Raw genomic sequence first — 24499 nt, forward strand, 5'->3', positions numbered from 1 at the left:
ATGGTTCTTTGGGCTATGTTTCACCGGATCAATACGAGGCCATGTATTACAAAAAGGTTGTGTGATATCTCTTATTTGAGTGTCTACTTTCTTGACAGAGATCCACAATTGTTGTTAACTACCAGCTTAAAGAAAAGAGGAGCGGGCGAAATTCGCCTCACTCCTCTTTTTGTTTTTGCAGCGCTGCCTTTAATGCTTCTTCCAAGCTCGAGCCAATAGTAGCGTTATCGCTAAATTGCTTGATCATCTGGGCGGAGTTTCGTTTGGCGGCTTTTCCGCCCTCCCGCGGCCCGTCGGTAAGCATTTCTATAACATTACAATGGCGGCATTGCGCGTATTTGCCTGCCTTGCCTGTGTGTATTTCCATCTTTTTATGGCACTGAGCACAACGTTTGTTAGACAGCTGAGGCTCAGACGCTCGCTTGTAGCTGCATTCACGATCAATACAAACCAGCATTTTTCCCCGTTTGCCTTTGATCTCCTGCAAGTTTTTGCCGCATTCCGGACATTTGGAATGAGTCAGATTATGCGGCTTATATTCGATGCTGCTTTGCTTCACAAGCCGTACCATATCGGTGGTTTGTCCGCGGATGGCTTGAATGAAATCCTTCATGCTGCCTTTGCCTTTGGAGATGCGTTCCAACTCTTGCTCCCACTTGGCGGTTAACTCCGGGGAACGCAGTGCGGGTACTACAAGCTCTATTAACTGCGCACCTTTGCCTGTTGGCTGAAGTGTGTTCATTTTCCGTTCAATGGTATCGGTAGACAGCAGCTTTTCAATGATATCCGCACGAGTTGCTGGAGTACCTAGACTATTCTTTTCCATAACTGACAACAGAGCAGCTTCTGTATAGCGTGACGGCGGCTTAGTTGCGCGCTTGTCCAGGCTGCAGCGGGCTTCACGAAGCACATCACCAACCTTTAGAACGGGCAGCGCTTGCGTACCGTGTAGCTCATCCTCAGATTGTCCGTCAGCATCGCTATCGGCCGAATCCGATAAGCTGGAAGCAGATGAACTATCCTGCCCGTACACAGCCTTCCAGCCGGTATCTTTTGTAACGCGGCCCTTGGCATAGAAGCTTTCTCCAGCAAGCTCAACCGTAACAGATGTTTCATCGTAGCGGAAAGCGGGGTAGAACAAAGCGATAAATCTGCGAGCTATCAAGTCGTACAGCTTGCGCTCATCAGCGCTTAAAGTATGGAGCAACGGTGCCTGCTCAGTAGGGATGATGGCATGGTGATCCGATACTTTGCTGTCATCGGCGATCCGCTTGGTGACGGACAAAGGCTTGCGCAGCAGCGGTTTAACAAGGGCCGCATAAGGCTGTACACTGATGCTGTCCAGTCGTCCCTTTAAGGTAGGAATCATATCCGTGGTCAGGTACCTGGAGTCCGTTCTTGGATAGGTGACCAGCTTGTGCTGCTCATACAGCTTTTGCAGTACATTGGATGTCTGCTTGGCAGAAAAGCCATATTTGCGGTTGGCATCCCTCTGCAGCTCCGTCAAGTCGTAGGCGAGTGGATGCGGTTCGCTTTTCTCTGTAACTCTCAGCTGTGTAACTTTAGCTTGGGCACCCTGAATCTTCGCAAGCAGTGTATCGGCAGCCGCTTTGTCGAACAAACGACCGTCCGTCTGCTGCTTGCCTCTCCACATCGCTTGAAAGCCTCCTAATTGTGCCTTGAGAAGCCAATAATCTTGCGATTGAAATGATCTGATTTCCTTCTCGCGCTCCATCATCATGGCAAGCGTAGGAGTCTGTACTCTGCCGGCAGCAAGCTGCGCATTGTATTTGCAGGTTAGTGCACGAGTAATGTTCAAACCGATCAGCCAGTCGGCTTCCGCACGACACACAGCGGCTTGGTACAAGGCATCATAGTCTCGACCTGGCTTGAGCTTGGCAAATCCATCCAGAATGGCTTTGTCCGTCTGTGAGGAGATCCAGAGCCGCTGGAATGGCTTGCGCCACCGGATCAGCTCCATAATCCAGCGTGCAACAAGCTCGCCTTCACGTCCGGCATCAGTAGCGATTATCAGCTTGTCTAAATCGCTTCGCTGGGCAAGCTGTGAAATGGCGCGAAATTGAGGTGTTGTTTCTTTAATAATTTTAAGCTTCATTCGTTCTGGCAACAGTGGAAGATCTTCAAGCTCCCAAGTTTTATATTTTGTATCATAATCTTCGGGCTCCGCTAATGTGACTAAATGGCCGAGAGCCCAAGTGACGACATATTTAGGTCCTTCTATAAAGTGCTTTGACTTCTGATGGCAGCCGAGCACGCGTGCTATTTCCTTGGCAACACTCGGTTTTTCTGCAAGTACTAGTGATTTCATACATACTCCTTATATGGTTTTATTTAACATTGTTAAGATCTTTGTCTAAAACTTTTCTAATAAGTTTTTGCTATGATGAGGCTTATATACAGGAGAAGAGGTGGTTCTATGCTGTGGGGATTATTTGTTAATCTTATTGCAAATTTAGCGTTAGTTACAGCGTTTTTATTTTTCTCAGACCGTTTTTTAAAACACAGTGAATCGAACCGGGTCCTATCCAAATATAAGCTGACGGTGGGGGCTGCGCATGGTTTATTCGGTATTTTGTTAATGTTTTTCAGCGTCCCCATCGATTCAAACACTTTTCTGGATTTCAGGCAAATTGCCATTATTGCAGCAGCACATTTTGGAGGCTTTTACGCTTCATTAATATCAGGAATCCTCATTGCAGCAGGCAGAATTTCATTGTTTGGAGGCGTAAATGTATCATCCATGACTGCAACAACAACGGCTCTAATAATGGGCATCGGGAGTGGACTGATCTCACAATATGTTCAAGATTACTGGAAAAAGTGGTATTTGTCCATTTCCTTATGCGTTATCGTTATTTGCGGCAGCATGGTATTCCTTCTGGGGAATGATCGTGTATTGCAAATAGCGCCCTTTTTTATAGCGTTAATCGTTGTCGGAGGTCTGTTCACGGCTTATTTAATTCGCTATTTATGGAAGGCCAATCAGCTTGTGCAGCAGGTGGAGCAGAGTGAAGCACGCTATCGTCAATTGCATATTTTACATGAAGCCATCTTACATTCGGCTACTGAAATGGCGATTGTAGTTACGGATGTGCAGGGGCGAATTACGATATTTAATAGTGGTGCTGAACGGATGCTTGGATACCAGGCTGAAGAACTGATTGGTAAGCATACGCCGGCCCTGTTCCATCTGGCAGACGACCTTCAAGAGCAAGTGGAAGAACGGAACATGAGTATGCAACAGGAGGCAAATGCTTTTGAAGTACTTATTGCAGAAGCCAGACATGGACAAACAACAGAGCGTGAGTGGACCTATGTACTAAAAAATGGAGATCCCATTAAAGTTGACTTAATCATCAGTCCGGTGAAGGAAAACCATGATCATATCCTCGGGTTTATGTTTATGGCAACCGATATCACATTAAAGAAACAGTCGGAGGAGCGGCTCTTGAGAGCGAACGAAATGCTTCACCAATTAACGCTTTTGGATGGATTAACCCAAATCCCGAACCGCAGATCCATGGATGAAAGCTTGTCAGCTTGCTGGGAGATGGCAACTCGCAGCTCACAGCCGATATCGCTCATTATGATCGATATCGATTGCTTTAAAAGCTATAACGATACATATGGACATCTTGGTGGAGACCAATGTCTAAAGCAGGTGGCAAAGACTATCCAAAGTACAATTCGAATAAATGATTTGGTTGCACGTTATGGTGGAGAAGAATTTGCCGTAGTGTTACCGTCAACCACCTTGGAGGAAGCAGAAAAGCTGGCGGAAGAAATCCGTGCCCGCGTTGAACAGCTGCATATTCCACACAGCGGCTCTGTATCCTGCGGCTGGGTCACAGTTAGTCTTGGGGTCAGTTCGATTCTTCCTCACTCAGGTGTTCAGTCCGAGCAGCTCATTTGTACGGCGGACAAAGCTCTTTACCAGGCCAAACTGGAGGGAAGAAACCGGGTGGCCAAGGAACATACGTTAATTTTTCCAGTATAAATCCCTGTAGTCGGAAGGTGTCATGCCTTCCTGCTCCAGAAACCTCTTGTTAAAATAGCTTGTGCTAGGGTAGCCGGAATCCAGTGCAATCTGTCGGATCGTAAGCTCCCGCTTCTCCAGAAGCCATTGTTTGGCTAATTGCAGCCTGCATAGGGTGACGAAGGTCATGGGAGACATTTGAGTTACTTTACGAAAGAGCTTGCAAAAATAATAGGTGCTGACCTCCGCTTTCCCCGCCCAATACTCCAATTCAAAAGGCTTGCAAGCATCCTGCTGGATTTGTGGAAGCAAATGCAGAATTCGATTGAAGGTTTCTTCATTTTTATTGGTAGACAATGGCTCTGCTTGATTGACGAACTCGGCAATGACAGAATAGGTAAGCGTTGAGAGTCGTGTCAGCCTGTAGAACGTGTTCTCCTCCGCCTCCAACAACAGCTCATGATACGCTTGCACCAATGGCTTCCACTGACGAACGGTCCACAAATGGGATCGGTGAAGTCCTCTCTCCAGCAAATAATCCTTCAGCTTTGAGCCGTAAAAATGCATCCACCGAACCTCCCAAGGATCATCCTGACTGGAATAATAACGCTGCTTTTGCAGTGGGAAATATAAAAAGGCATCTCCAGCTTGCAGGCTGTAGGTTTGATTTTCTGCGACTAAAAAGCCTTTGCCTTTTACAACCATATGAAGGCTGAAGTTGTTCAAAGCATTTTCCTGACGGTCCACTGAATGCCAAGGAGCATCCTGATACCAACCAACGGATTCCGGCAAACAAAAAAAGGCATGATCAGCCAAGGTCGGGAGTGTGCGCTGGCGCTGCATGATCAAAAGAACCTCCTCCGTAAAATGATGACAATATTGTTATATCCTTGCGCAAAAAGCTTCTATATTCATATTAAATATTGTTTTCTATAATAGCAATATAGTCTTACTTAATATATTTCATAAGGAGTTGGAGTTGTAATGGAACAACGGAAGATACGCTGGGGGGTCCTTGGCTGCGCAGGAATCGCGAAACGTGCGGTAATCCCGGGTACCAAGCAGTCGGAGACAGGCGAGGTTGCGGCTATTGCGAGCCGAGATGAGAGCAAAGCGATCCAGACGGCACAAGAATTAGACATTCCGGTTGCTTATGGAAGCTATGAAGCGCTGTTAAACGATGACAGTATTGATGCCATTTATATCCCTTTGCCTAATCACTTACATAAAGAATGGACAATTAAAGCAGCGGAAGCTGGCAAACATGTGTTATGCGAAAAACCGATTGGCTTAAACGCTGCGGAAGCTGAAGAGATGAAAGCAGCTTGTGAGAAGGCGGGTGTTAAGCTTGCAGAGGCGTTCATGCACCGTCATCATCCCAGGTATGCCATGATTAAAGAAATTATTAAGTCTGGCGAAATAGGCCAAATTCGCGGAATTCACGGAGCATTTACATTTAACAGCTCACAAAATCATGGCAATGTCAGATTTAACGAGTCCATGGGTGGAGGCTCGCTCTATGATGTTGGTGTATATCCGATCAGTGCAGCACGGTTTCTGCTTGAACAAGAGCCGGAAGCTGCTACTGTACACGCCTTTTTCTCACCGAAACATGATAATGTCGACATGATGGCTTCCGGTCTGCTGGAATTTCCAGGCGGTGTAGCGCTGACTTTCGACTGCGGTATGTGGGCCGCGAGCCGCAATGTACTTGAGGTTCTTGGCACAGAAGGGCGTATTGAATTGCCATGTGCGTATGTATCCCGATTGAATGAGGAAGATCATTTCTTTGTAACTGTGAAAGGTGAACGCAGGGAAGTAAAGGTGCCTTATATTAATCAATACTCTCTGCAGGCGGATAATTTTGGACGCAGCATTTTGGAAGGTACTCCACAGCTATTTGACGGGTCCGATGCAATTCTTAATATGAAGGTAATTGATGCTTGCCTTAAATCCGCTAAAGAACGCAAACGTGTAGAAATCTAAGAATCTTGTGGGCATATAGAACGCTCGCTAATATACCAACCCAACTTAAAGGAGTGTTGAAACAATGAATACAATTCGTGTACAAGGCTTGGAAAAAACGGTAAGCTGTCTTATTCAAGGCTCAGACTTCTTTACACATGAGGTTTATGACAAAGTATGTACGGTATTGGATCAATTTTTTGCAATGGGTGGAAATACCATTGATACTGCGTTTAATTACCGCGGAGGCCAGAGTGAAGAGACAATCGGAAGATGGATGCAGGAGCGGGGCAATCGCAAGGATGTAGTCATCTTGACCAAAGGCGCGCATCACGATGCAACCGGACCGCGTGTTAATCCAACAGCGATCGCAAGCGATCTTGCAACAAGTTTAGGTAGGCTGCAAACCGATTATGTGGATTTGTATGCCCTGCACCGCGATGACGTCAATATTCCGGTAAGTGTCATTATAGATGCGCTGAATGAACATATCCGCGCTGGCCGCATTATTGCAATTGGAGCTTCCAATTGGTCACATACAAGATTGCAGGAAGCTAATGACTATGCAGCAGCGAATGGGTTAACCGGCTTCTCCTTCAGCAGCCCTAACTTAAGCTTGGCGAAACCAAATGAGGCAAGATGGGCAGGCTGCATATCTGCTGATACAGAAACCTGCGCATGGCATGAGAAAACTCAATTGCCGCTGCTTTCATGGTCATCACAAGCAGGCGGCTTTTTCACCGGCAACTTTGCCCCGGATAAGCTGGAGAATGCAGAAATGGTTCGTGTATACTACAGTGACGCTAACTGGGAGCGCTTGCGCCGCGCTGAAGAGCTTGCCAAGAAGAAGGGAGTCAGCCCTATTCAGATCGCGCTTGCTTATGTGTTGAATCAGTCATTCCCTAGCGCTGCCTTGATTGGTGCCCAGAACAAAGCAGAGCAGGAGTCCTGCCTGGAGGGCTCTCAAATTAAGCTTAGCCCTGAAGAGGTGCAATGGTTGGAAAATGTACAGCTCGTTTAAACCTTATTCGTATTGGGGATAACGAAAAGTTATAAGCTGCTGAACGCTCATTCTTAATGCAAAACGCCACTCTCAACTATAGACTGCATGATGCAGTTTAGAATTGAAAATGGCGTTTTTTTTGGATGGATTCTAACTTGTTGAATTCCAGCTATTAGCGGCGTTTACGATTCAGCCATAATAAACTAATGGTGAGAACCACTATTAGCAGAAACGTGATGGGAAATACATAGGGATTAAAGCTGCCGCCACTGTTGTTGAAGAAGATTCCCGTGTTTGGATTTTGAGACTTAGGAGGAAGAGGTTCTTCTTTGACTGGAAATGCATGCACTTTATTTTGATTATCGATTATTACAAAATTACCGGTTATTTTGTTGCTTTCGACTGGGCTTGTAAGAGCAGTGGTAATGGATGCTTCACGCTCAGCAGATGCAGCAGACATAATCAATAAGCTGTTGTTCGGATTAAGTGGTGAATGTGTTATTTGAATAACCGCTGAGTTGTTTTGCAGCTCACTTAATAATTGGACATCACTCTCATGAGAAAGTATCTGATCATCCTTAAATTGAACCTGGCTGCCAGAAAAGCCATTCATAAAGTCAGGCAAGCTTTTGGATGTACCCAAGTAAATAATGTTAAGGTCTTTAAGAAGTTCTTTTAGACCGGGTGTCGAGGTTTTAATCAACACTAATTGATTATTATTTATTTGTGCATTTCTGCCAATCATTCCAGCCAGCGTCAAGGCCATGCTTAATTCGTTCGTTCCTGCTTGATCCGGCAGCAGCAGAGCTGTTTGATCCCAGTGTCCATTTACAACAAATGGGTAAGGGAGTGATTCCAGTCTCGGGGTTTGCCTCTGAGCCGGGATATAAGTCAAGGTAGAGTTCTTATCAATTACTGCCCAGTTTCCAAGGTAGCTAGTACTGTTGCAGTAATTTTTAACGTTTTGATTTTGCGCATCATCACTATTATTTTTGGCTTTTATAAATTGAAACACTACGTCAATTTCGAGTGTCCTGCTAGAGCCGATTATGCTTGGCTCCAATACCAACTCAAGCAGCCCTGAATCAGCTGTAGTTTCGGACAGACGCTGACTTTCAACAGGAATGCCATTGAGTTTCACCGATACAACGGATTGTTTCAAATCAATGGATTTGGAATGTTTGAACAGCAGCTTAAGCCCGGCTCCATTATCAATGTCCCAATTACCTGGAATGGGATAATAGATCCGCACATTTCCTTGCTCTGCTCCTTCTATCGTAATATTGTTATAACCCATCTTCTCCAAGGTTACAGTGTATGGATTTCCAATTTTCCAATCAGCAGGAGCTTCTTTTTTGCTCACCTTTGCTGGAATGACAGAAACATTGCCTTGTAGTTGAGAAAATAAGGTTTCGTCTGTCAAGATGGTTGCAGCATTGGATAGTTCCTCAGCATTTCCTGTAACTGTCAGCTGCGTATTTGCGGCATTCCAAGGAGAAGGCGCTACACCGATTACCCCTTGCCATTGGTTTGCTGGAGAGCCAGTGAGCTTGCGTAATGCTTCTATTGCAGCTTGCCCTCGATCCTTCCAGTGGTCCGAACGTCCATACCAGATCACATTATTATCGCGTAAAAGCGTGTCTGTAAGCTCTGATTCGGAATATACAGGAAACTTAATCCGTTTGTCCGATGCTAAGGAGGAGAAATACTGCGCTAGCTGGGCGACTGAGGTGAACTCGTTCTGATCTATATTATCAGGCACTGCAATAATGGACTGCAGCGGGTTCGTGCTCCCCTTTTCCAAGAAAGGACTTGGGTATGTAGTCAGGTCTGCTTTATCATAGCTTGGAATTAAATTCAGGTTGACTCTGCTGTTTTTAAGGATAACCGTCCAATTTGCTGTATTTTGAGGATCCACACAAACATTATTGGCTATTTCCATGTGCGTCTGTAAAGTTACTTTGTGAATGCCCGATTTAAGTCCCAGCTTGGAAAAATCAACCCGCCAAAGCGTTTGTTCTTTATTAGACTCATCGAGGGTAACACTGCCGATTGGAAGATCATTAATCAATACGGTTAAGGAGGAAGCTTTAGGAAGAAGTGTTGGTGAATGGCCATAATATAAATCCAAGTAGGAGCCCGCGGCAGCGGCACGCCCTTTGCCAATTTCAAAATAGGATTCGTCCCGGGCATTCTCTCCTCTTATGACTCGATCGTCAGCAAATAGGGGGAAGTTTTCCGGGGTGGCCTGTGCTTGTCCATATACACTAATCGCATGAATAGGAGTAGCGAGCATCACACAAGCCATAAGAATACATAAGCGTGCTAGCAGCTTTAGCTTCATTTATAAGTCCCTTCCTTATAGCTTTTTACGAAATGGGTACGGTCCAGGCCGCTGTATTGTAACACTAAACACTTATTATTAAATCAAGCTTGGCCTTATCGTAAATCTCTTGAAAGTTCATACCGTCCTGCGGACAAACGGATCGCCCATAGCGCAGTCTGGCTCTGACTGTTCCTTCGCGTCGAGGTCTGGACAACAGTAAGGAATTAAATTTATCATCCATCCATTCAATAGAGATACTTATATTCATCTGCTCGGATCCGGTTAAGATAACTCCGAACAGGCCATCACCCAAATACCCTTTACAATCAACATCGCGCATGACATCACGGATCAGCTCAGCAATTCTGTGTACCAGCATCTGTGATTGCTCATGGCCGTATTCATTTTTGAACTCTTGAAAGTATTGAACTTCAATAAGCATTAAAGTTAACGGTCGCTTAGCGCGCAACCCGCGAAATACTTCTTCTTGCAGCTTTCCCATAAACCTGGTGGAGTCTGCAAAGCCCATCACCGTATCCAATTCAATGGTTCCGTCAAAGGGGTGCTGCTCATCGAATTCGCCTTCAGTATGGTTGGCCCCGATAGTTCTCATCGCATTTGATTTCGAGCGGACATCATTCCTGCTAATTCCACCCACAAGCGCGTAGAAAGGAAAGATGATTAGCCAGACGATATCATTCCATCCGATTTGGTAATGAGTTTTGCCCATGTAAAGCAAGTACAAGGTGTAGCACCCGTATAGGAGAACTACTACCAGACAAGCGATCAAAGCTTCATTGATTATACGGAGATAACCGAATACTCCTAAGGATAAAGCTAGTATAAACCACACGTAGTTGACCGGGTATAAATGGCGTGTGAAGTATACATAAAGAGTCAGAAATATAACAGCCAGCAGTTGAACAAAAATATTCGCATACATCCGCCCCGACAAATTCATCTTTGTTGATCCTCTCCACTTATAATAACTTTTTCTCCATAGTTATTCCTATTTCGACATAACTAATATTCCCCGTTATCTTATCAATTCCTTTTTATAGAAATCAAGCTATAGTCAAATTTATTAGTCAATTTTCGTACTTTTTAACATGTTTTATGTATAGGTGCCCATTAAATGCCTATGGTATGATAATTGAACAAATAATGAAAACGGTTACTCTATATCAGGGGGCTGAAAAAATGAAAATGAATCCTTTGACCGTGTTGGTTGTTGACGATGAACTGCCTCTGAGGGAGGAACTGCGTTTATTTCCGTGGTCTGCTTGTTCGGCTGAGCTCGTTGGAGAGGCGGAGAACGGGGCGGAAGCATTGGAGCTGTGCCGCAAGCTGTCTCCTGATGTGGTCATTACAGACATAACCATGCCCATAATGGATGGAATGGAACTGTTCAGGAGCATTAAGAGTGAATTTCCGCAAACCCAGGTCATTCTGCTTACTTGTCACAGCGATTTCGAATACGCGAGGGATGCAATAAAGCTTGGAGCTTTGGAGTATCTCATTAAAATTTCACTGTTGGACAGTGAGCTGGAGCAAGCACTGAATAGAGCCAGGCAGGCGATTGACCGTGACAGGAACCATCGCCGAAGCGAATTGGATAAGCAGCGCTGGCAGCTGTCTATGCTGCTTTCGCAGCCTGGAGCAGGGGCTTTGGTACTCGATGTATTGGGTCCACTATTTAAAAGCTGGAAACTTGAATTTCCGCTGCGTTTTATTCGCATTCATCTCAATGTAAGAGCAGAGAACGAGATGTATGTACATCATGAGCTGCAGCTTGCATTAAGTGAGTGGGAGACCGCTTCACGTACTTTTTATCGCTGGATTCCTTTAGGAAATACGGATTATTTGTTATTGTGTCATTCACCTATTCACGAGCAAGCTCCTCTCCTGCATGAACAAGTTAAAAGCATACTTGCAAGTTTACAAGACGAATTGGATCACCGGCTAACCTTTGTAAGCGAAGCGGTACGCTTGTTTGCAGTAATTAGTGAGGTGATACAGGAACCGTCGAGTTTATTGCCAGAAATAAACCGTGTCCGGCTGCCTTCAGCAGCATTTTTCTATGATAGTACTGAAATTTTGTATAACGATACGTTGGAGGGAAGCGGAGCCAATGCTCCAATGAGCGAGCAGATAAAGAACATGCTGCTGGCCCAAATTCGCGAAGCTGCAGCCTGCGGGAGAGATGAGCTTATTCATTTTGTGCGGACCGGGTTCACCGATTGGGCCAATGGATATCGTCCTGATCCCAAGGAACTGAAGCAATGGTTATTGGAATCATCGAAAGAACTGTTTAAGAATAAGGGAACTGAGCAAGGGACTTATGACAAGGTACTGCAAAGGATTGCTGTGTCGAGAACTCTGGCTGAGTTGACGGCAAGCATGATCCGTGAGCTGGAGACGGCTGATGGTGCGAAGAGCAGATGCCGCAAGGAGGTTGCGATGGCCAAACAGATGATTGCCCAGCGGCTAGCGGAGCCGATAACTTTGACCTTGATTTCCGAGGAAGTTGGGCTGAGTTCCTTCTATCTTAGCCGGTTGTTTCGTGAGGAAGTAGGGGAATCGTTTAACGAATACATTACTCGTCTGAGGATAGATAAAGCGATAAGCCTTCTGCAAACAACTTCAATGAAGGTTTATGAGGTCGCAGAGCAGGTAGGAATACCAAGCTACCGTTACTTTTCCGTGTTGTTCCGCAATCGAACTGGTGTCTCGCCAACTGATTTCAAGAAAGGTTGAACGGTATGATAAAAAAAGCTTCCAAATGGTTTAAGAGCCGCAGTATTGCGATCAAATATTTTATATTTTTATTTACGGGCTCACTTGTTTTATTCGGTCTGCTGGCTTGGAATAATTTGCAGGATGCCGAGCAGCTGTTCCGTAAGCAGGTGCTTACAGATGCAAAAGTCATAATTGATCGCACAAACTTATATTTGGATGCCTATCTGGATAATGTTCAAAATATATTGCTGCTTCTATCAACTCGGGATGATTTGCTGGACGAAGGGAAGGAGCAGGAAGCTATCGAAGTGCTCCGCAAATATGCAGAGAAAAACAGTACTTTGTATAAAACCTTATATTTGGTCCGGGCGGACGGCAAGGTTATGTCTAATACTCAGGTTTACTTTGATATCATTGGAAATCCTCACTTATCAGCGCTATATAAGCAAGCTAAGAGCAGTTACGGCATTATAATCAGTGAGCCCTATGACTCTCCCCTCTCAGGAAAAACCGTTGCTTTCATATTACCTATAACATCCAAATCAGACGATGAAGTAAAAGGAATGGCTGTCATAGAAATCGATTTGATCAGGCTTACTAATATGTTGGCACAATTTATGAATACGCGGAATCAGACGTTCGCCATTGTCACCAATAAAAACAATGTTGTCAACACGTTCGATGCAAGCTGGCCGCTTTATTATTATGCACTGCTGCCTTATAATACGGCCGTGTTTCCTCCTGAATTGGAAAGCAGCTTTGTTTCCCGGATCAGTGAACTGCCTGTTGGCATTACCGAGTTGAATGGAGCTAAGGGGAAGCTTGTTGCAGTAAAATCTGGAATGAACAAGCTGGGCTGGTACTTCATTGCATTTATTGAGGATGGTTATTTTTATCAAAATATTATTAGTCTGTACAACAACTACAAGACAGCTGCATTTGTGTGGGTAGTCATATTGTTGATCAGCACTTATATGATGAGTCGCTATGTTACGTATCCGGTGCGTACGCTGGTTGCTAAAATGGACCGAGTGCGCGATATGGAGGTACTCCCAAGCATTTCGGTTCAACGTGAGGATGAGATTGGCCGTCTGGCCAAAAGCTATAACGCCATGATGGAGCGTATTCATCATCTGCTTACTGAAACGAAGGAAATGGAGATGCGCAAAAATCAGTATGAGCTAAAAATGCTGCAAAGCCAGATTGCGCCTCATTTTCTATACAATACGTTAGCATGCATAAGCAGTTTGGCGAAACAGCATAAAACAGATGCGGTCCGGGATACTATTCGCTCGCTTGTCGGACTGTTGTCATTCAGCTTCGACAAAAGCAGCGAATTTGTCACATTGGAGGATGAGCTTGAAGGCTTGAAGATGTATACACATATTCAAAAGGTGCGTTATGGCGATAAATTCAATATTGAAATGGACGTGGCTCCAGATGCATTGTCATGCAAAATATTAAAGCTCACCTTGCAGCCATTAGTGGAAAATGCAATTTTTCATGGTTTGGCGCCTCAAAAGGTTCAGGGACTCATTCGTATCCGCGCCTTTGTACGCCGCGGAAAATTAATGATAATAATTCGGGACAATGGCCTTGGGATGAGCTCTCTACAGCTGGAGAGCGTATTCTCCGAACGAAGAAAGGCGCCAAGCAAACATCGGTTCACAGGTATCGGTATTATGAACGTGCAGGAGCGTATCCGCCTTCATTTTGGCGCAGAATATGGGCTTCGTATTGCCAGTGTACCGGGGGTTGGTACCCTGATTCGTATTGAACTGCCTGAACTCTCATTCAAAGAATAAAGCGTTTACAATAATTGATACACTTTCGCAAGATCACTGTATAGAACCTTGTGAGAGCGCTTGCTAAAATAAAGTTATCCCTCTTACACTAACCCACCCAAACCCTCCCTGAGAGGGAGGGCCCCAAGGGCTACCGCCCTCTGGACACCCGGAAAGATTGGGGGGAGAGTTACGTGATATGCTCCTTGGGTACGTTAGTGTAGGATCGCTTCCGTCCCTGCGGGACACACTTTCAGTTGATGCTCCAGCCTTTTAGATGTTCTTATCTCCCGAGATGCGTCAGCGATTCGATTGAATAAGCTTCATGGCGCACTATTTCTTTGCTAGTGGTGACATCCTATCGGTCTCAGGTGCTTATGAACACTATCCCTATGACTCAGTGACTTCTATGCACTATCCCAATAGCTCAGTGACTTATGGACATTATCCCAATGAGTCAGTGACTTATGAGCACTATCCCAATAGCTCAGTGACCTGTGGACACTATCCCAATGAGTCAGTAACTTATGAGCACTATCCCAATGACTCAGGATAAGAGGATCAATTGTTCCGGAAAACCCAAGGTAAAGTGTGTCCCGCAGGGACGAAAACGCTGTACGTAATTCGTTTGCAAAGGAGCGTCAACCGAAATTCCATCCCCAGCACTTAGAGGGTGTCCAGAGGGCAGAGCCCTTGGAGCCCTCCCTATAGGGAGGGTTTGGGAGGGTAAAAAAGAAAGGGTGTCCAGAGGGCAGAGCCCTTGGAGCCCTCCCTATAGGGAGGGTTTGGGTGGGTAAAAAGAAAGGGGAGCAAACCAGTGAGAATGAATCAGCAGTTGACGATGGATAGTTTATCGGCAGCAAAGCATAAGGAATCGAAATATAAGCTCCTCGGCAAAAATGTTTGGGCACATCGAGCTTTTTATTTCATGCTGTTGCCTGGTGTTCTGTATTACATTCTATTCCGTTACCTACCCATGTATGGGGTCATTATTGCCTTTAAAGATTTTAGTATATTGGATGGAATTTTAAGCAGCCCGTGGGCAGATCCTTGGTATAAGCATTTCACAACTTTTTTTAACTCACCTTATTTTGGCCAACTAATGATCAACACCTGTTTAATCTCGATCTACAAATTGGTTTTTGGCATGGTGCCGCCGATTGTAATGGCCTTACTTCTTAATGAATGCCGCAATCGTTGGTTCAAAACAGTGATTCAAACGTTGACTTACATGCCGCATTTCCTCTCTTGGGTCATTATTTACGGTATTTTGATTGCCTTGCTGTCCCAAAGCTCTGGGTTATTCAATCGGTGGATTGAAGAAAGCGGTGGCACCTCCATTGGCTTTATGACCTCTTTGGATTATTTTCGGGGCATTCTGGTCGGCTCGGAAATCTGGAAGGATCTCGGTTGGGGAGCTATCATTTACTTGGCTGCTATGACTGGAATTGATCCGACCCTATATGAGGCGGCAAGAGTGGATGGGGCAAGCCGCGTGAGAATGATTTGGCATATCACTTTGCCAGGAATTCGTAATGTCATCGTGCTGCTGCTGATTTTAAAGCTTGGTCACATCATGGATGCGGGCTTCGATCAAATCTATATTTTGTACAATATTCAAGTGTATCAAGTAGCGGATATTTTAGACACATGGGTGTTCCGTACCGGTCTGCAGCAGTTGAACTTCAGTCTGGGTGCGGCAGTAGGCTTGTTCAAGTCGGCAATAGGCTTATTCCTGGTGTTAGGCTCTAATCATCTGTCTAAAAGATGGGGGGATGAGGGAGTATGGTAAGAGGAATGGAAGACCGTTTAATAAATACGGTTGTTTATATAGTACTAGGAATAGCGGGGTTAGCTGCAATTTTTCCACTGATGTATGTTGTATCCGTTTCCATCACACCTTTTTCCGAGGTGTTAAAAAATGGCGGCTTCATATTGATACCGAAATCTGTGACATTTACTGCTTACCAAAAGCTGTTTAGCGAATCGAACATTCCACAAGCGTTCTGGATTACCATTTTCATTACGATCGTTGGAACAATAATCAATCTGATATTGACAGCGCTGATGGCTTATCCGCTTAGTCGCAAGAAACTGCCGGGGCGTAAAGGGTTCCTTCTCCTTGTAGTGTTTACGATGTTGTTTAGTGGCGGCATTATTCCGACTTATTTAATTGTTAAAGCTTTAGGATTAATTGACTCGGTCTGGGCGATGATTTTACCTAATGCAGTGTGGAGCTTTAATGTGCTCATTATGAAAAGCTTTTTTGAAAATCTGCCTGACGAGTTGTTCGAATCCGCAAGAATGGACGGTGCGAAGGAGTTTCGCATATTGCTGCAAATTGTTATTCCATTGTCTGTACCTTCTTTGCTAACGATAGGCTTGTTTTATTTGGTTGGGCATTGGAATGAATTTTTTCAAGCCGTTATGTATGTGACAGACCGAACTTTGTTCCCGCTTCAGGTTGTTATTCGTGAGATATTAATGCTCACCCAGCAGCCAATGGATAATGCGGAGAATATGCTGCCCACCGAGACGATGCAGATGGCATCCGTAGTTATCGCCAGCTTGCCGGTCATAATGATCTATCCGTTTATTCAGAAGCATTTTACAAAAGGTATGCTGTTAGGCTCTGTGAAGGGTTGAACGACGGAACCGTCGCTCCGGACTGCAGCTGGAGCCAAGGCACCGCTTCAATATATAAAATGAAATATAGGGAAGGGGATTCCAATGAAACAAAGAAAAGCAATTACGCTTTCAATGGCGTTTCTTATGATTGGGGGTACAGTGCTTGCAGGCTGTGGCGGCGCAAGCACTGGGACTACGCCTGGACCTGCGGCAGCACCTGCTTCCAAGGATGCACCGGCTCCAGCTCCAGCTCCAGCTGCTGCCAAAAGCACAGGCCCCGTGAAGCTGAACATTATCGAAACCGGAGGTGGCCTGCCTTCACCGGATCAAGATATTATTAAGCAAGAGCTGGACAAAGCACTGGGAACGGATATTAATCTGACTGTGTATGCGTCTCAGGATGACTACAAAAATCAATTGAACGTCCGCATGGCTTCAGCCAATTTCCCTGATCTGTTTGCTGTCGACAGACAACAATTGAAGCAATTTACCGATCAGGGGCTTCTATTAGATCTTACAACCTATATGGATAAACTGAAGCCCGTTAAGGATTTTATCGGTGAGGATAGCTTGAAAAAAGGGACGATGAACGGTAAAGTGTATGCCATAGCGAAGTCCCCGCAAATCCCTTATGATACGTATTTTATACGCAAGGATTGGTTGGATAAGTTGGGTATGAAGGTTCCTGCTACAACCGACGAGCTTCTGGAAGTGGCCAAAGCATTTGCTGACAAGGACCCGGACGGTAATGGCAAGAAGGATACATTCGGTATTACAGGAGGCAAGTTAGGCGCGTTCTATACGATTTTCGGCGCTTACGGGGTTGGCTTCGATGCAGGCTACCCGAGTCTTTATGTAAGAGATAACAAGCTGGTTAACGCCTTATTCGATCCGGGCATGAAGGATGCACTCGCATTTATTAAAAAGCTGACCGATTCAGGTGCAGTCGACCCTGAGCTATTGGCCAACTCTGGGCTGCAGCATCAGCAAAAAGCTATTAAAGGGCAAGCAGGCATCATTTATATTGACTGGCCGAACATGACCAAAGAGCAGTTTGATGAGCAGATTAAAGCCGTTAATCCGAAGGCTGAATGGATTCAAGTGGATGCAGTTAAAGGTCCGGGAGGGCTGAAGTTCGCAAGCGCTTGGGATATTGGTAAGACGCCTGCTTTATATGCCATTCCAAAGGCTTTGGAGAAAAATCCTGAAAAGCTGCAAAAAGTGTTCGAGCTGCTAAATTACGTTTCTGGTAAAGACGGCTCTCCATTGGTGCAGTATGGAGTGAAAGGCAAGCATTATAATCTGGACGGAAATAAAGTGATTCCAACAGATTTAATGGGAAAAGAAGGCGGATATTTCTGGCTGTACCAATTTACTGGACGCCCGGAAATGGAGTATTTGCAAGTGAAGTTCGCGAAGCAGACGCCGTTCATTGAATTTGCTAACAAGCAGCCAAGGATTCAAGCTTTAAACGGATTTGTCGATTATCCTAACGGGTATAACGCAGCCGACGCTACCCGATATATCGAAGAAGAGCTGGCTAAGTTCATTTATGGCAAGCGGCCCTTGTCCGAGTACGACAGCTTCTTGAAAACATTGGAGACCTCGATGAATTATAAAGCTTATTTGGACGCAGCTGAGAAGCAATTGAAGGATCTGGGTTATTTAAAATAAGTATGTAAACGAAGATGAAATTCAATCATACAATGATAGCAAAGGGGAGGTTACCTCCCCTTACTCAGAAAGTATAGAAGGCAGAAGCGGGAATTAGGGTAAGAATGGAAGAATATTTATGAGGAAGTCAAATTTTTTTGGAAGTTATTTTACACGAGTAAATTATTAATATTAACAGAGGAGAGATGTTCCTATGTCCAAAGAAACACCTGGATTCAATATCCCTGAATTAATGAAAGAGTTTAATGAGCAAGGCTATCTACTGCTTCGTAATGTATTGACTCCAGAGAAGGTGGATCGGCTTAATGCGGCTATTGATGAGGTTATAGAACAGGAGCAGGAATCGTTGGCGCATAATATTTACAACAGTGTGGAGCGTCATGAGGAGATTGCTTCTTTAATTGATGAACCGACGCTGTTGCCGCTGATGGTGAACCTGCTTGGGTTTAACATTCAACTGCATATTTCCCATCTTACGATCCGCAAACCTAACCCGCAGGATGTTGCTACTGAATCGCATAGCTTTATTAATTGGCATCAGGATGGACCGCACCCGCAATTCCCGCGCATTCATGATATTACCTCAACCTATTATATCAAGACCTGCTACATTTTAAGTGATATGTCTGAGCCGAACCGCGGCAATACGAAAATTATTCCGGGCTCCCATAATAAGCCTTTTACGCCTGACAAACAGGATGTACGAGATTCGGTATCAGGGGAGGTGCAGGTGTGCGGCAAGCCTGGTGACGTGTTTGTATTCGCTCAAAATTTATGGCATGCCGGAGCGCCTAATCATTCAAGCTTCACCCGCAGGCAGCTGTTTCTCGGCTACAGCCCAATATGGATGCGTCCAATTGACTACCGAACTGCTTCAGAAAACTTGTTAAAGAATGCGACTCCTATTCGCAAGCAGTTATTAGGTGTGATAGATGACAATCCGTTTAAATATTATGTTCCGAATGAATCTATGGTACCATTAAAGCAGTTGTATCTCGGGGATGCAGGTAAAGGTGGCTATGCACATTAACATCTGATAAAGGCTGCTTTTTCGTCCCGTCCTGCCAATTTATGAAGTATTGTAAGAGCTTACTAAAGGAGCGTATTAGAGGAATGGGCAATCATAATGAAAAAGCTGGAAAATGTGTCGGCAAGCTGGCATTGGTTACAGGGGGTTCACGAGGTTTGGGGCGCTGGATATGTGTTGAGCTGGCACGGCAGGGAGCGCTAGTGGCGGTGAATTATGCCAATAACAGTAAGGATGCTGAAGATACGGTACGGCTAATTGCCGAAGCAGGTGGTATCGCACAGGCATTTCGCGCCGACATAACCGATGAGACAGAAGTAGACCGGCTTATAAAGCATGCTGAGGAGCAATTTGGCCGCTCTGTTGATGTGCTGGTGAACAACGCGACAGGACCCCAGCCGATGGTTCCAATCGAAGAGGAATCTTGGGAAACTTATTTGGCTCAGCTGGAGTTTTTCGTTAAGGCTCCGCTGCTGTTAACCAAGGCTGTGCTTCCTGGCATGAAAGCTAAGGCGGCAGGCAGTATCATTAACATCGGAAGTGAGGTGGTACAGCTGGGAAATGCACGGTTCTCCAGCTATGTTACCGCCAAATCCGCGATGATCGGTATGACACGCTCATGGTCTAATGAGCTGGGCTCCTTCGGCATTCGCGTCAACCTGGTAGCGCCCGGCTGGATTCCGGTCGAACGCCATGAAGGAGCAGATACGGAAGACTACCAAAGCAGCGTGCCGTTAAAACGAATGGGTGAGCCCTCCGACATCGCTGCAGCCGTAGCCTTCCTGGCATCTGACGAGGCTAAATTTATAACCGGGCAATGCTTGTCTGTCAATGGCGGTAAAACGTTCGGAATTTAAAAAAGTCAGGTGGCAATAAGTATGGCAACCAGGCAGCAGGTGGCAGACCGCGCCGGAGTATCCGTCGCGGTTGTATCTTATGTATTGAACAACAAGAAGCTGGTCAAGGAAGAAACCAGGCAGAGGGTTCTGGAAGCAGTCCGCGAGCTTGGCTATCGGCCTAATCTGGTAGCGCGAAGCTTGAAAACGAAGAAGTCCAACCAAATTGCTGTGCTTGTACGTTTTCTGGGCAATCCGTTTGAGGCAGGCATTCTTCTCGCTATCGAATCAACAGCTAAAGCTAGCGGGTATTTCGTGTTTTTTCAAACTTATGAGGAAGCTCAGGAAGAACAGCTGAAGGAGCTGTTTATGGGGCGGGTCGATGGAATTATTTTGTTAGGTCAATTTCTTAGTTCAGAGACATTGGATTATTTTATCTCTAGAGGAATTCCTATCGTATCTATTACTCGTCCGTATACGGAACTAAATGATCGGGATATGGATATCCGCAGCCAATGGATTGATATTGATTGGCATGGAGCGATGCGTGAGCTAGTTCAGCATTTACGGCAGCAGGGTCATGAACGGATTGCTTTCATGGCTGACAGCGCCGGCATACATCATTATGAATGGCGCTTTAGGGCGTGTATCGAGGCATTGAACAGCGCAGGCCTTAGATTCGAGCCAGCCGACAGGCTGAACGGCGGGGGACGCTTTGAGCAGGCCTATGCCGAATTGGCGCAGCGACTCTCGCTCACAGGCAGCGTTAAGCAGCTGCCTTTCACCGCGCTCATATGCGCCAATGATTTGATGGCCGCAGGCTCCTTAGCTGCATGCCGCGACCATGGCATAGCGGTGCCTGAGCAGCTGGCGATTGCAGGCTGCGAGGACATCTTGATGTCAGCGCAAACGAATCCGCCGCTGACCGTGCTCCGCTATCCCCGTCCGGAAGCAGCTGAGGCCGCCACGCGGCACTTGCTAGAGCTGATGGATGGGAAGAACAGCTGTTCATCATCAACGCTGTTGAAAGCTGAGCTGGTTATCAGAGGCTCAACAGCCCCATAGATTTATACAATCGGAACAAACCTTTAACCTTACTCTAAAAGGCTGATTCACAAAGTCAAAGCAGGCTTTATGAACATTTCCTTTTAGCTCGTGGAATAAAGGTTTGTTTTGCTTTGTGCGCGCTTGTGCTTATTTCGCTGATATCCGTTCATTGCCGGAAGCTTGGCGGAGAAAAACTGCGTTGTTGTCCTGTAATTAAGGCAGCAGCATAGTTTTATTCGATTATTGATGGTATACTAGCTGCACAAAATAGTTATGATTTGTAATTGGAAAAGAGCTGATACGCAAGATGAATCCTCGTGAGCTGTTTGGCAATATCGATATTTATTTATTCGATCAGCTGCTTAAAGGTCGAATGAATCCGGAGCAGCGAATCCTTGATGCGGGCTGTGGTACAGGTCGCAATCTTGTTTATTTTTTGCGCAGCGGCTATAAGGTGTACGCTGTTGATCACTCCGAAGAAGCCATATTGGAAGTGAGAAAGCTGGGAGCGAAACTAGCGCCTGAATGGTCAGATGAGCAGGCTCAGGTGGAAAACGTGGAGAAGATGAGCTTTGCTAACGACAGCTTTGATGTTGTAATAAGCAATGCTGTTTTGCATTTTGCAGAGAACGAAGCGAAATTTCAACTAATGGTTCATGAGCTTTGGCGCGTGCTTCGCCCCGGAGGTCTATTGTTCGCAAGGCTGGCTTCGACTATCGGCATTGAGGATAAAGTGGAACCGCTAGGAAATCAACGTTTTAAGCTGCCGGATGGGAGCGAACGTTTTCTTGTGGATGAAGAAAGATTGATGCGAATGACGGATAAGCTTCAAGGTATTTTTCTGGAGCCACTTAAGACAGTGAACGTCAGTAATCAAAGGTGCATGACTACCTGGTGTTTGAAAAAACCGCATATTTTATTTTTTGAACCGATTGAAGAACTGCGCACAGATGTTCATAAGGAACAGGGAATAAATCCGGAGAAGGATGACGCGAAGGAGCAAGAAGTGGAAGGAGAAACAGTTTCGTAAAAAAATATTCAATCAACTTAATCCATACTAGCGATGATAGCAGGAGGCCAAATATGAAATTAAGGGTATCGGCAGTCCAGTACCATTTACATACTATTCAAAGCTTTGAGGAGTTTGCAGCTCAAGTCACTCATTATGTAAAAACCGCAGAGGAATTCGAAACTGATTTTGTGCTGTTTCCTGAGCTGTTTACGACTCAATTGATGTCCATTGGCGGTGGGAGAAATCATCCGGACGCATTAACTATTGAGGAATTACCGGAATTTACGGAGCGTTATAAGCAGCTGTTTACTGGCCTTGCTCAAAGCACGGGCATTCACTTAATTGGCGGGACGCATATTATTGAAGATCAAGGCAGCTTGTATAATACTGCTTTTCTGTTTTATCCCGATGGTACGGTCGCCGAGCAGCGGAAGCTGCATATTACGCCTGCGGAAGTTAAGGGATGGAATATGGCTGCTGGAGAAGCGCTTCAAATATTCGATACAGTCAAAGGTCGAATTGCGATTCTTATTTGCTATGATATTGAATTTCCTGAGATTGTTCGTATGGCAAGGGCTCGCGGCGCAGACGTCATTTTCTGCCCGTCTTGTACGGATGACCGCCATGGCTTTCATCGAGTCCGGTATACTTGTCATGCACGGACGATTGAAAATCAAGTATATGTGGTGACGACAGGCACGATAGGCTCTTTGCCAACGGTTGATTTTATGAGAGGCAACTATGGTCAAGCGGCTGTCATTACGCCCAATGATGTTCCGTTTCCTCCAGGCGGTATTCTGGCAGCAGGTGAAATCAATCATGATATGATTATTACCGCGGATCTGGATATAAGCTTGCTGCATCAGGTGCGGGATAAAGGCTCTGTTACTACCTGGCGCGATCGCCGGACGGATTTATATACAGATTGGAGCTAAGTCCAGTGTCTGAATATATGTATAGCAAGGAATTGTATGTATTTGAGCTGGATCAGCCTGTAAAAGCACGGGTCAGATCGTATACAAGGGAAGATTTTCCTGATCTTATATCCATTCAGCAGCAAAGCTTTCCGCCTCCATTTCCATCGGAGCTTTGGTGGAACGAAGAACAATTGAACAACCATATCACCCTTTTCCCCGAGGGGGCTTTATGTGTGGAGATCGCTGGCAAGCCGGTTGCCTCCATCACAGGGCTGCTGGTGAATTTTGACCCTGGACATACGGAGCATACTTGGGAGGAAATAACAGATAGCGGTTATATTCGGAATCATAATCCAGCTGGCGATACGCTGTACATCGTAGATATTTGCGCGATCCCCGCTTACCGGAAGCTGGGACTAGGCAAGCTGCTCATGCAGTCTATGTATGAAGTGGTGATTGCGTTGAATTTGAAGCGTTTGTTGGGTGGCGGGAGAATTCCGGGTTTCAGTAAATATGCCGATACGATGACGGCCGAACAATATACAGCTGCTGTAGTAGGAGGAAGTCTCAAGGATCCTGTGCTTACTTTCCTGCTGAGATGCGGTCGAATGCCAGTTAAACTGGTACGAGGTTATCTCGATGATGAAGAATCATTGAATTATGCGATGCTTATGGAATGGCGCAATCCTTTTTACAAATGAACTTCGAAGTCAATATTAATTCCAATGAGGTTTAACTCTTCTTCAAAAGGAAACAATGGTAGTTGTTAGTTTGAACCATTACCTTTTGGAGGATCGAACAGATGAACAAATTGATTAGTCAAGGAGCTCTAGGCATCAGCTTCATGCTGCTGCTATCTTCATGTGAGTGGGGAGCCACTCAGCCTACAGTAGTAACTCGTGGTTCTTCAGCTACAGCACAGCAGCCACAGCATCATGTAAGCGATAGTCAAGGAACTCCAGCACCCACAGCTTCAGCCGAAGCTGCTGCGAAAGAACCTGCACCCGTTGTGAAACGGATTGACATTATGGACAGCAAGGGAGCCAAGGTGGGTACAGCAGCATTGTCTGAAGCAGTTGAGGGAGTTAGGCTGCAGGTTGAGGTATCGGGTCTCCCGCCAGGTGTTCACGGTATCCACATTCATCAGACGGGTGTTTGCACTGCGCCGGATTTCAAATCGGCCGGAGAACATTTTAACCCGGAAGGGAAAAAGCATGGCTTTGAAAATCCCGAAGGCTACCATGCCGGAGATCTTCTTAATCTGGAGATCGGCTCCGACGGCAAGGGAAAGGCGGAATTGATCGACAAGAAAGTTACGGTGGTCAAGGACAAAGCCAATTCACTATTGAAGCCGGGCGGTACCGCTTTGGTTATTCATGCAGATCCTGACGACTACAAAACAGATCCTGCCGGAAACTCCGGAGCGCGGATTGCCTGCGGTGTGATTTTGTAGGTCTGAGGGGTAAACCCGTTTTTGCCACCAGCGAATCATTGCCGCTTTTTTGAACCTGTGTTACGATGAAAGAGAACCCACCTTGGAGGCT

Annotated in this window: 19 protein-coding genes; 15 read left to right on the forward strand and 4 right to left on the reverse strand. The window is 45.6% G+C overall.

The window, feature by feature from the left end; all coding sequences use genetic code 11:
* Positions 1-157: 157 nt before the first annotated feature.
* A complete protein-coding gene (locus ACFQ0C_RS23260) occupies positions 158-2329 on the reverse strand; it encodes a DNA topoisomerase III (RefSeq protein WP_379370062.1) in 2172 nt (723 codons plus the stop codon).
* Positions 2330-2437: 108 nt separating this feature from the next.
* On the opposite strand from ACFQ0C_RS23260, the gene ACFQ0C_RS23265 reads away from it, so the two are divergent.
* Complete coding sequence (locus ACFQ0C_RS23265; protein WP_379370064.1) at positions 2438-4018, forward strand: diguanylate cyclase; 1581 nt, start codon at positions 2438-2440, stop codon at positions 4016-4018.
* On the opposite strand, the gene ACFQ0C_RS23270 is transcribed toward ACFQ0C_RS23265, so the two are convergent.
* Positions 4001-4840, reverse strand: coding sequence for an AraC family transcriptional regulator (locus tag ACFQ0C_RS23270; RefSeq protein WP_258213413.1), 840 nt, complete (start codon positions 4838-4840; stop codon positions 4001-4003). The two genes, ACFQ0C_RS23265 and ACFQ0C_RS23270, sit on opposite strands and share 18 nt — an antisense overlap.
* Positions 4841-4981: 141 nt before the next feature.
* On the opposite strand from ACFQ0C_RS23270, the gene ACFQ0C_RS23275 reads away from it, so the two are divergent.
* A complete protein-coding gene (locus tag ACFQ0C_RS23275) occupies positions 4982-5983 on the forward strand; it encodes a Gfo/Idh/MocA family protein (RefSeq protein WP_379370066.1) in 1002 nt (333 codons plus the stop codon).
* 64 nt (positions 5984-6047) lie between these two features.
* On the forward strand, positions 6048-6983 hold the full coding sequence (locus ACFQ0C_RS23280) for an aldo/keto reductase (RefSeq protein WP_258213411.1): 936 nt from the start codon (positions 6048-6050) through the stop codon (positions 6981-6983).
* A gap of 154 nt (positions 6984-7137) precedes the next feature.
* On the opposite strand, the gene ACFQ0C_RS23285 is transcribed toward ACFQ0C_RS23280, so the two are convergent.
* Both ACFQ0C_RS23285 and ACFQ0C_RS23290 read right to left on the reverse strand, forming a co-directional pair.
* Positions 7138-9309, reverse strand: a complete 2172-nt coding sequence (locus ACFQ0C_RS23285; RefSeq protein WP_379370069.1) for a cellulose biosynthesis cyclic di-GMP-binding regulatory protein BcsB — start codon at positions 9307-9309, stop codon at positions 7138-7140.
* 64 nt (positions 9310-9373) lie between these two features.
* Positions 9374-10252 carry a GGDEF domain-containing protein gene (locus ACFQ0C_RS23290; protein ID WP_379370071.1) on the reverse strand — a complete coding sequence of 293 codons (879 nt, stop codon included), beginning with the start codon at positions 10250-10252 and terminating at the stop codon, positions 9374-9376.
* A 239-nt stretch (positions 10253-10491) separates the two neighbouring features.
* Here ACFQ0C_RS23290 and ACFQ0C_RS23295 point away from each other — a divergent pair, with 239 nt between their 5' ends.
* From ACFQ0C_RS23295 to ACFQ0C_RS23350, 12 genes are all read left to right on the forward strand, one after another.
* Positions 10492-12048, forward strand: a complete 1557-nt coding sequence (locus ACFQ0C_RS23295; protein WP_379370073.1) for a response regulator — start codon at positions 10492-10494, stop codon at positions 12046-12048.
* A gap of 5 nt (positions 12049-12053) precedes the next feature.
* Positions 12054-13835, forward strand: coding sequence for a sensor histidine kinase (locus ACFQ0C_RS23300; protein ID WP_379370075.1), 1782 nt, complete (start codon positions 12054-12056; stop codon positions 13833-13835).
* 802 nt (positions 13836-14637) lie between these two features.
* A complete protein-coding gene (locus tag ACFQ0C_RS23305; protein WP_379370306.1) occupies positions 14638-15606 on the forward strand; it encodes an ABC transporter permease in 969 nt (322 codons plus the stop codon).
* The gene (locus ACFQ0C_RS23310; protein WP_379370077.1) at positions 15600-16460 is read left to right on the forward strand and encodes a carbohydrate ABC transporter permease; all 861 of its coding nucleotides are present in this window, start codon (positions 15600-15602) and stop codon (positions 16458-16460) included. Before ACFQ0C_RS23305 ends, ACFQ0C_RS23310 begins: the two co-directional genes overlap by 7 nt.
* A gap of 84 nt (positions 16461-16544) precedes the next feature.
* Positions 16545-18116, forward strand: coding sequence for an extracellular solute-binding protein (locus ACFQ0C_RS23315; protein WP_379370079.1), 1572 nt, complete (start codon positions 16545-16547; stop codon positions 18114-18116).
* 193 nt (positions 18117-18309) lie between these two features.
* Positions 18310-19146, forward strand: a complete 837-nt coding sequence (locus ACFQ0C_RS23320) for a phytanoyl-CoA dioxygenase family protein (RefSeq protein ID WP_379370081.1) — start codon at positions 18310-18312, stop codon at positions 19144-19146.
* A gap of 83 nt (positions 19147-19229) precedes the next feature.
* Entirely contained in the window at positions 19230-20000 is a 771-nt protein-coding gene (locus ACFQ0C_RS23325) for an SDR family oxidoreductase (protein WP_379370083.1), read from the forward strand.
* Positions 20001-20021: 21 nt separating this feature from the next.
* Positions 20022-21044: a LacI family DNA-binding transcriptional regulator gene (locus ACFQ0C_RS23330; protein ID WP_379370085.1), complete on the forward strand. Its 1023-nt coding sequence runs from the start codon at positions 20022-20024 to the stop codon at positions 21042-21044.
* A gap of 289 nt (positions 21045-21333) precedes the next feature.
* The gene (locus ACFQ0C_RS23335; protein ID WP_379370087.1) at positions 21334-22056 is read left to right on the forward strand and encodes a class I SAM-dependent methyltransferase; all 723 of its coding nucleotides are present in this window, start codon (positions 21334-21336) and stop codon (positions 22054-22056) included.
* Positions 22057-22109: 53 nt separating this feature from the next.
* Positions 22110-22973 carry a carbon-nitrogen hydrolase family protein gene (locus ACFQ0C_RS23340; protein ID WP_379370089.1) on the forward strand — a complete coding sequence of 288 codons (864 nt, stop codon included), beginning with the start codon at positions 22110-22112 and terminating at the stop codon, positions 22971-22973.
* 17 nt (positions 22974-22990) lie between these two features.
* Positions 22991-23656, forward strand: a complete 666-nt coding sequence (locus ACFQ0C_RS23345; protein WP_379370308.1) for a GNAT family N-acetyltransferase — start codon at positions 22991-22993, stop codon at positions 23654-23656.
* A gap of 101 nt (positions 23657-23757) precedes the next feature.
* Positions 23758-24408: a superoxide dismutase family protein gene (locus ACFQ0C_RS23350; RefSeq protein ID WP_379370091.1), complete on the forward strand. Its 651-nt coding sequence runs from the start codon at positions 23758-23760 to the stop codon at positions 24406-24408.
* Positions 24409-24499 lie beyond the last annotated feature (91 nt).

Source organism: Paenibacillus sp. GCM10027630, from assembly GCF_042676305.1.
Taxonomy (GTDB): domain Bacteria; phylum Bacillota; class Bacilli; order Paenibacillales; family NBRC-103111; genus Paenibacillus_S.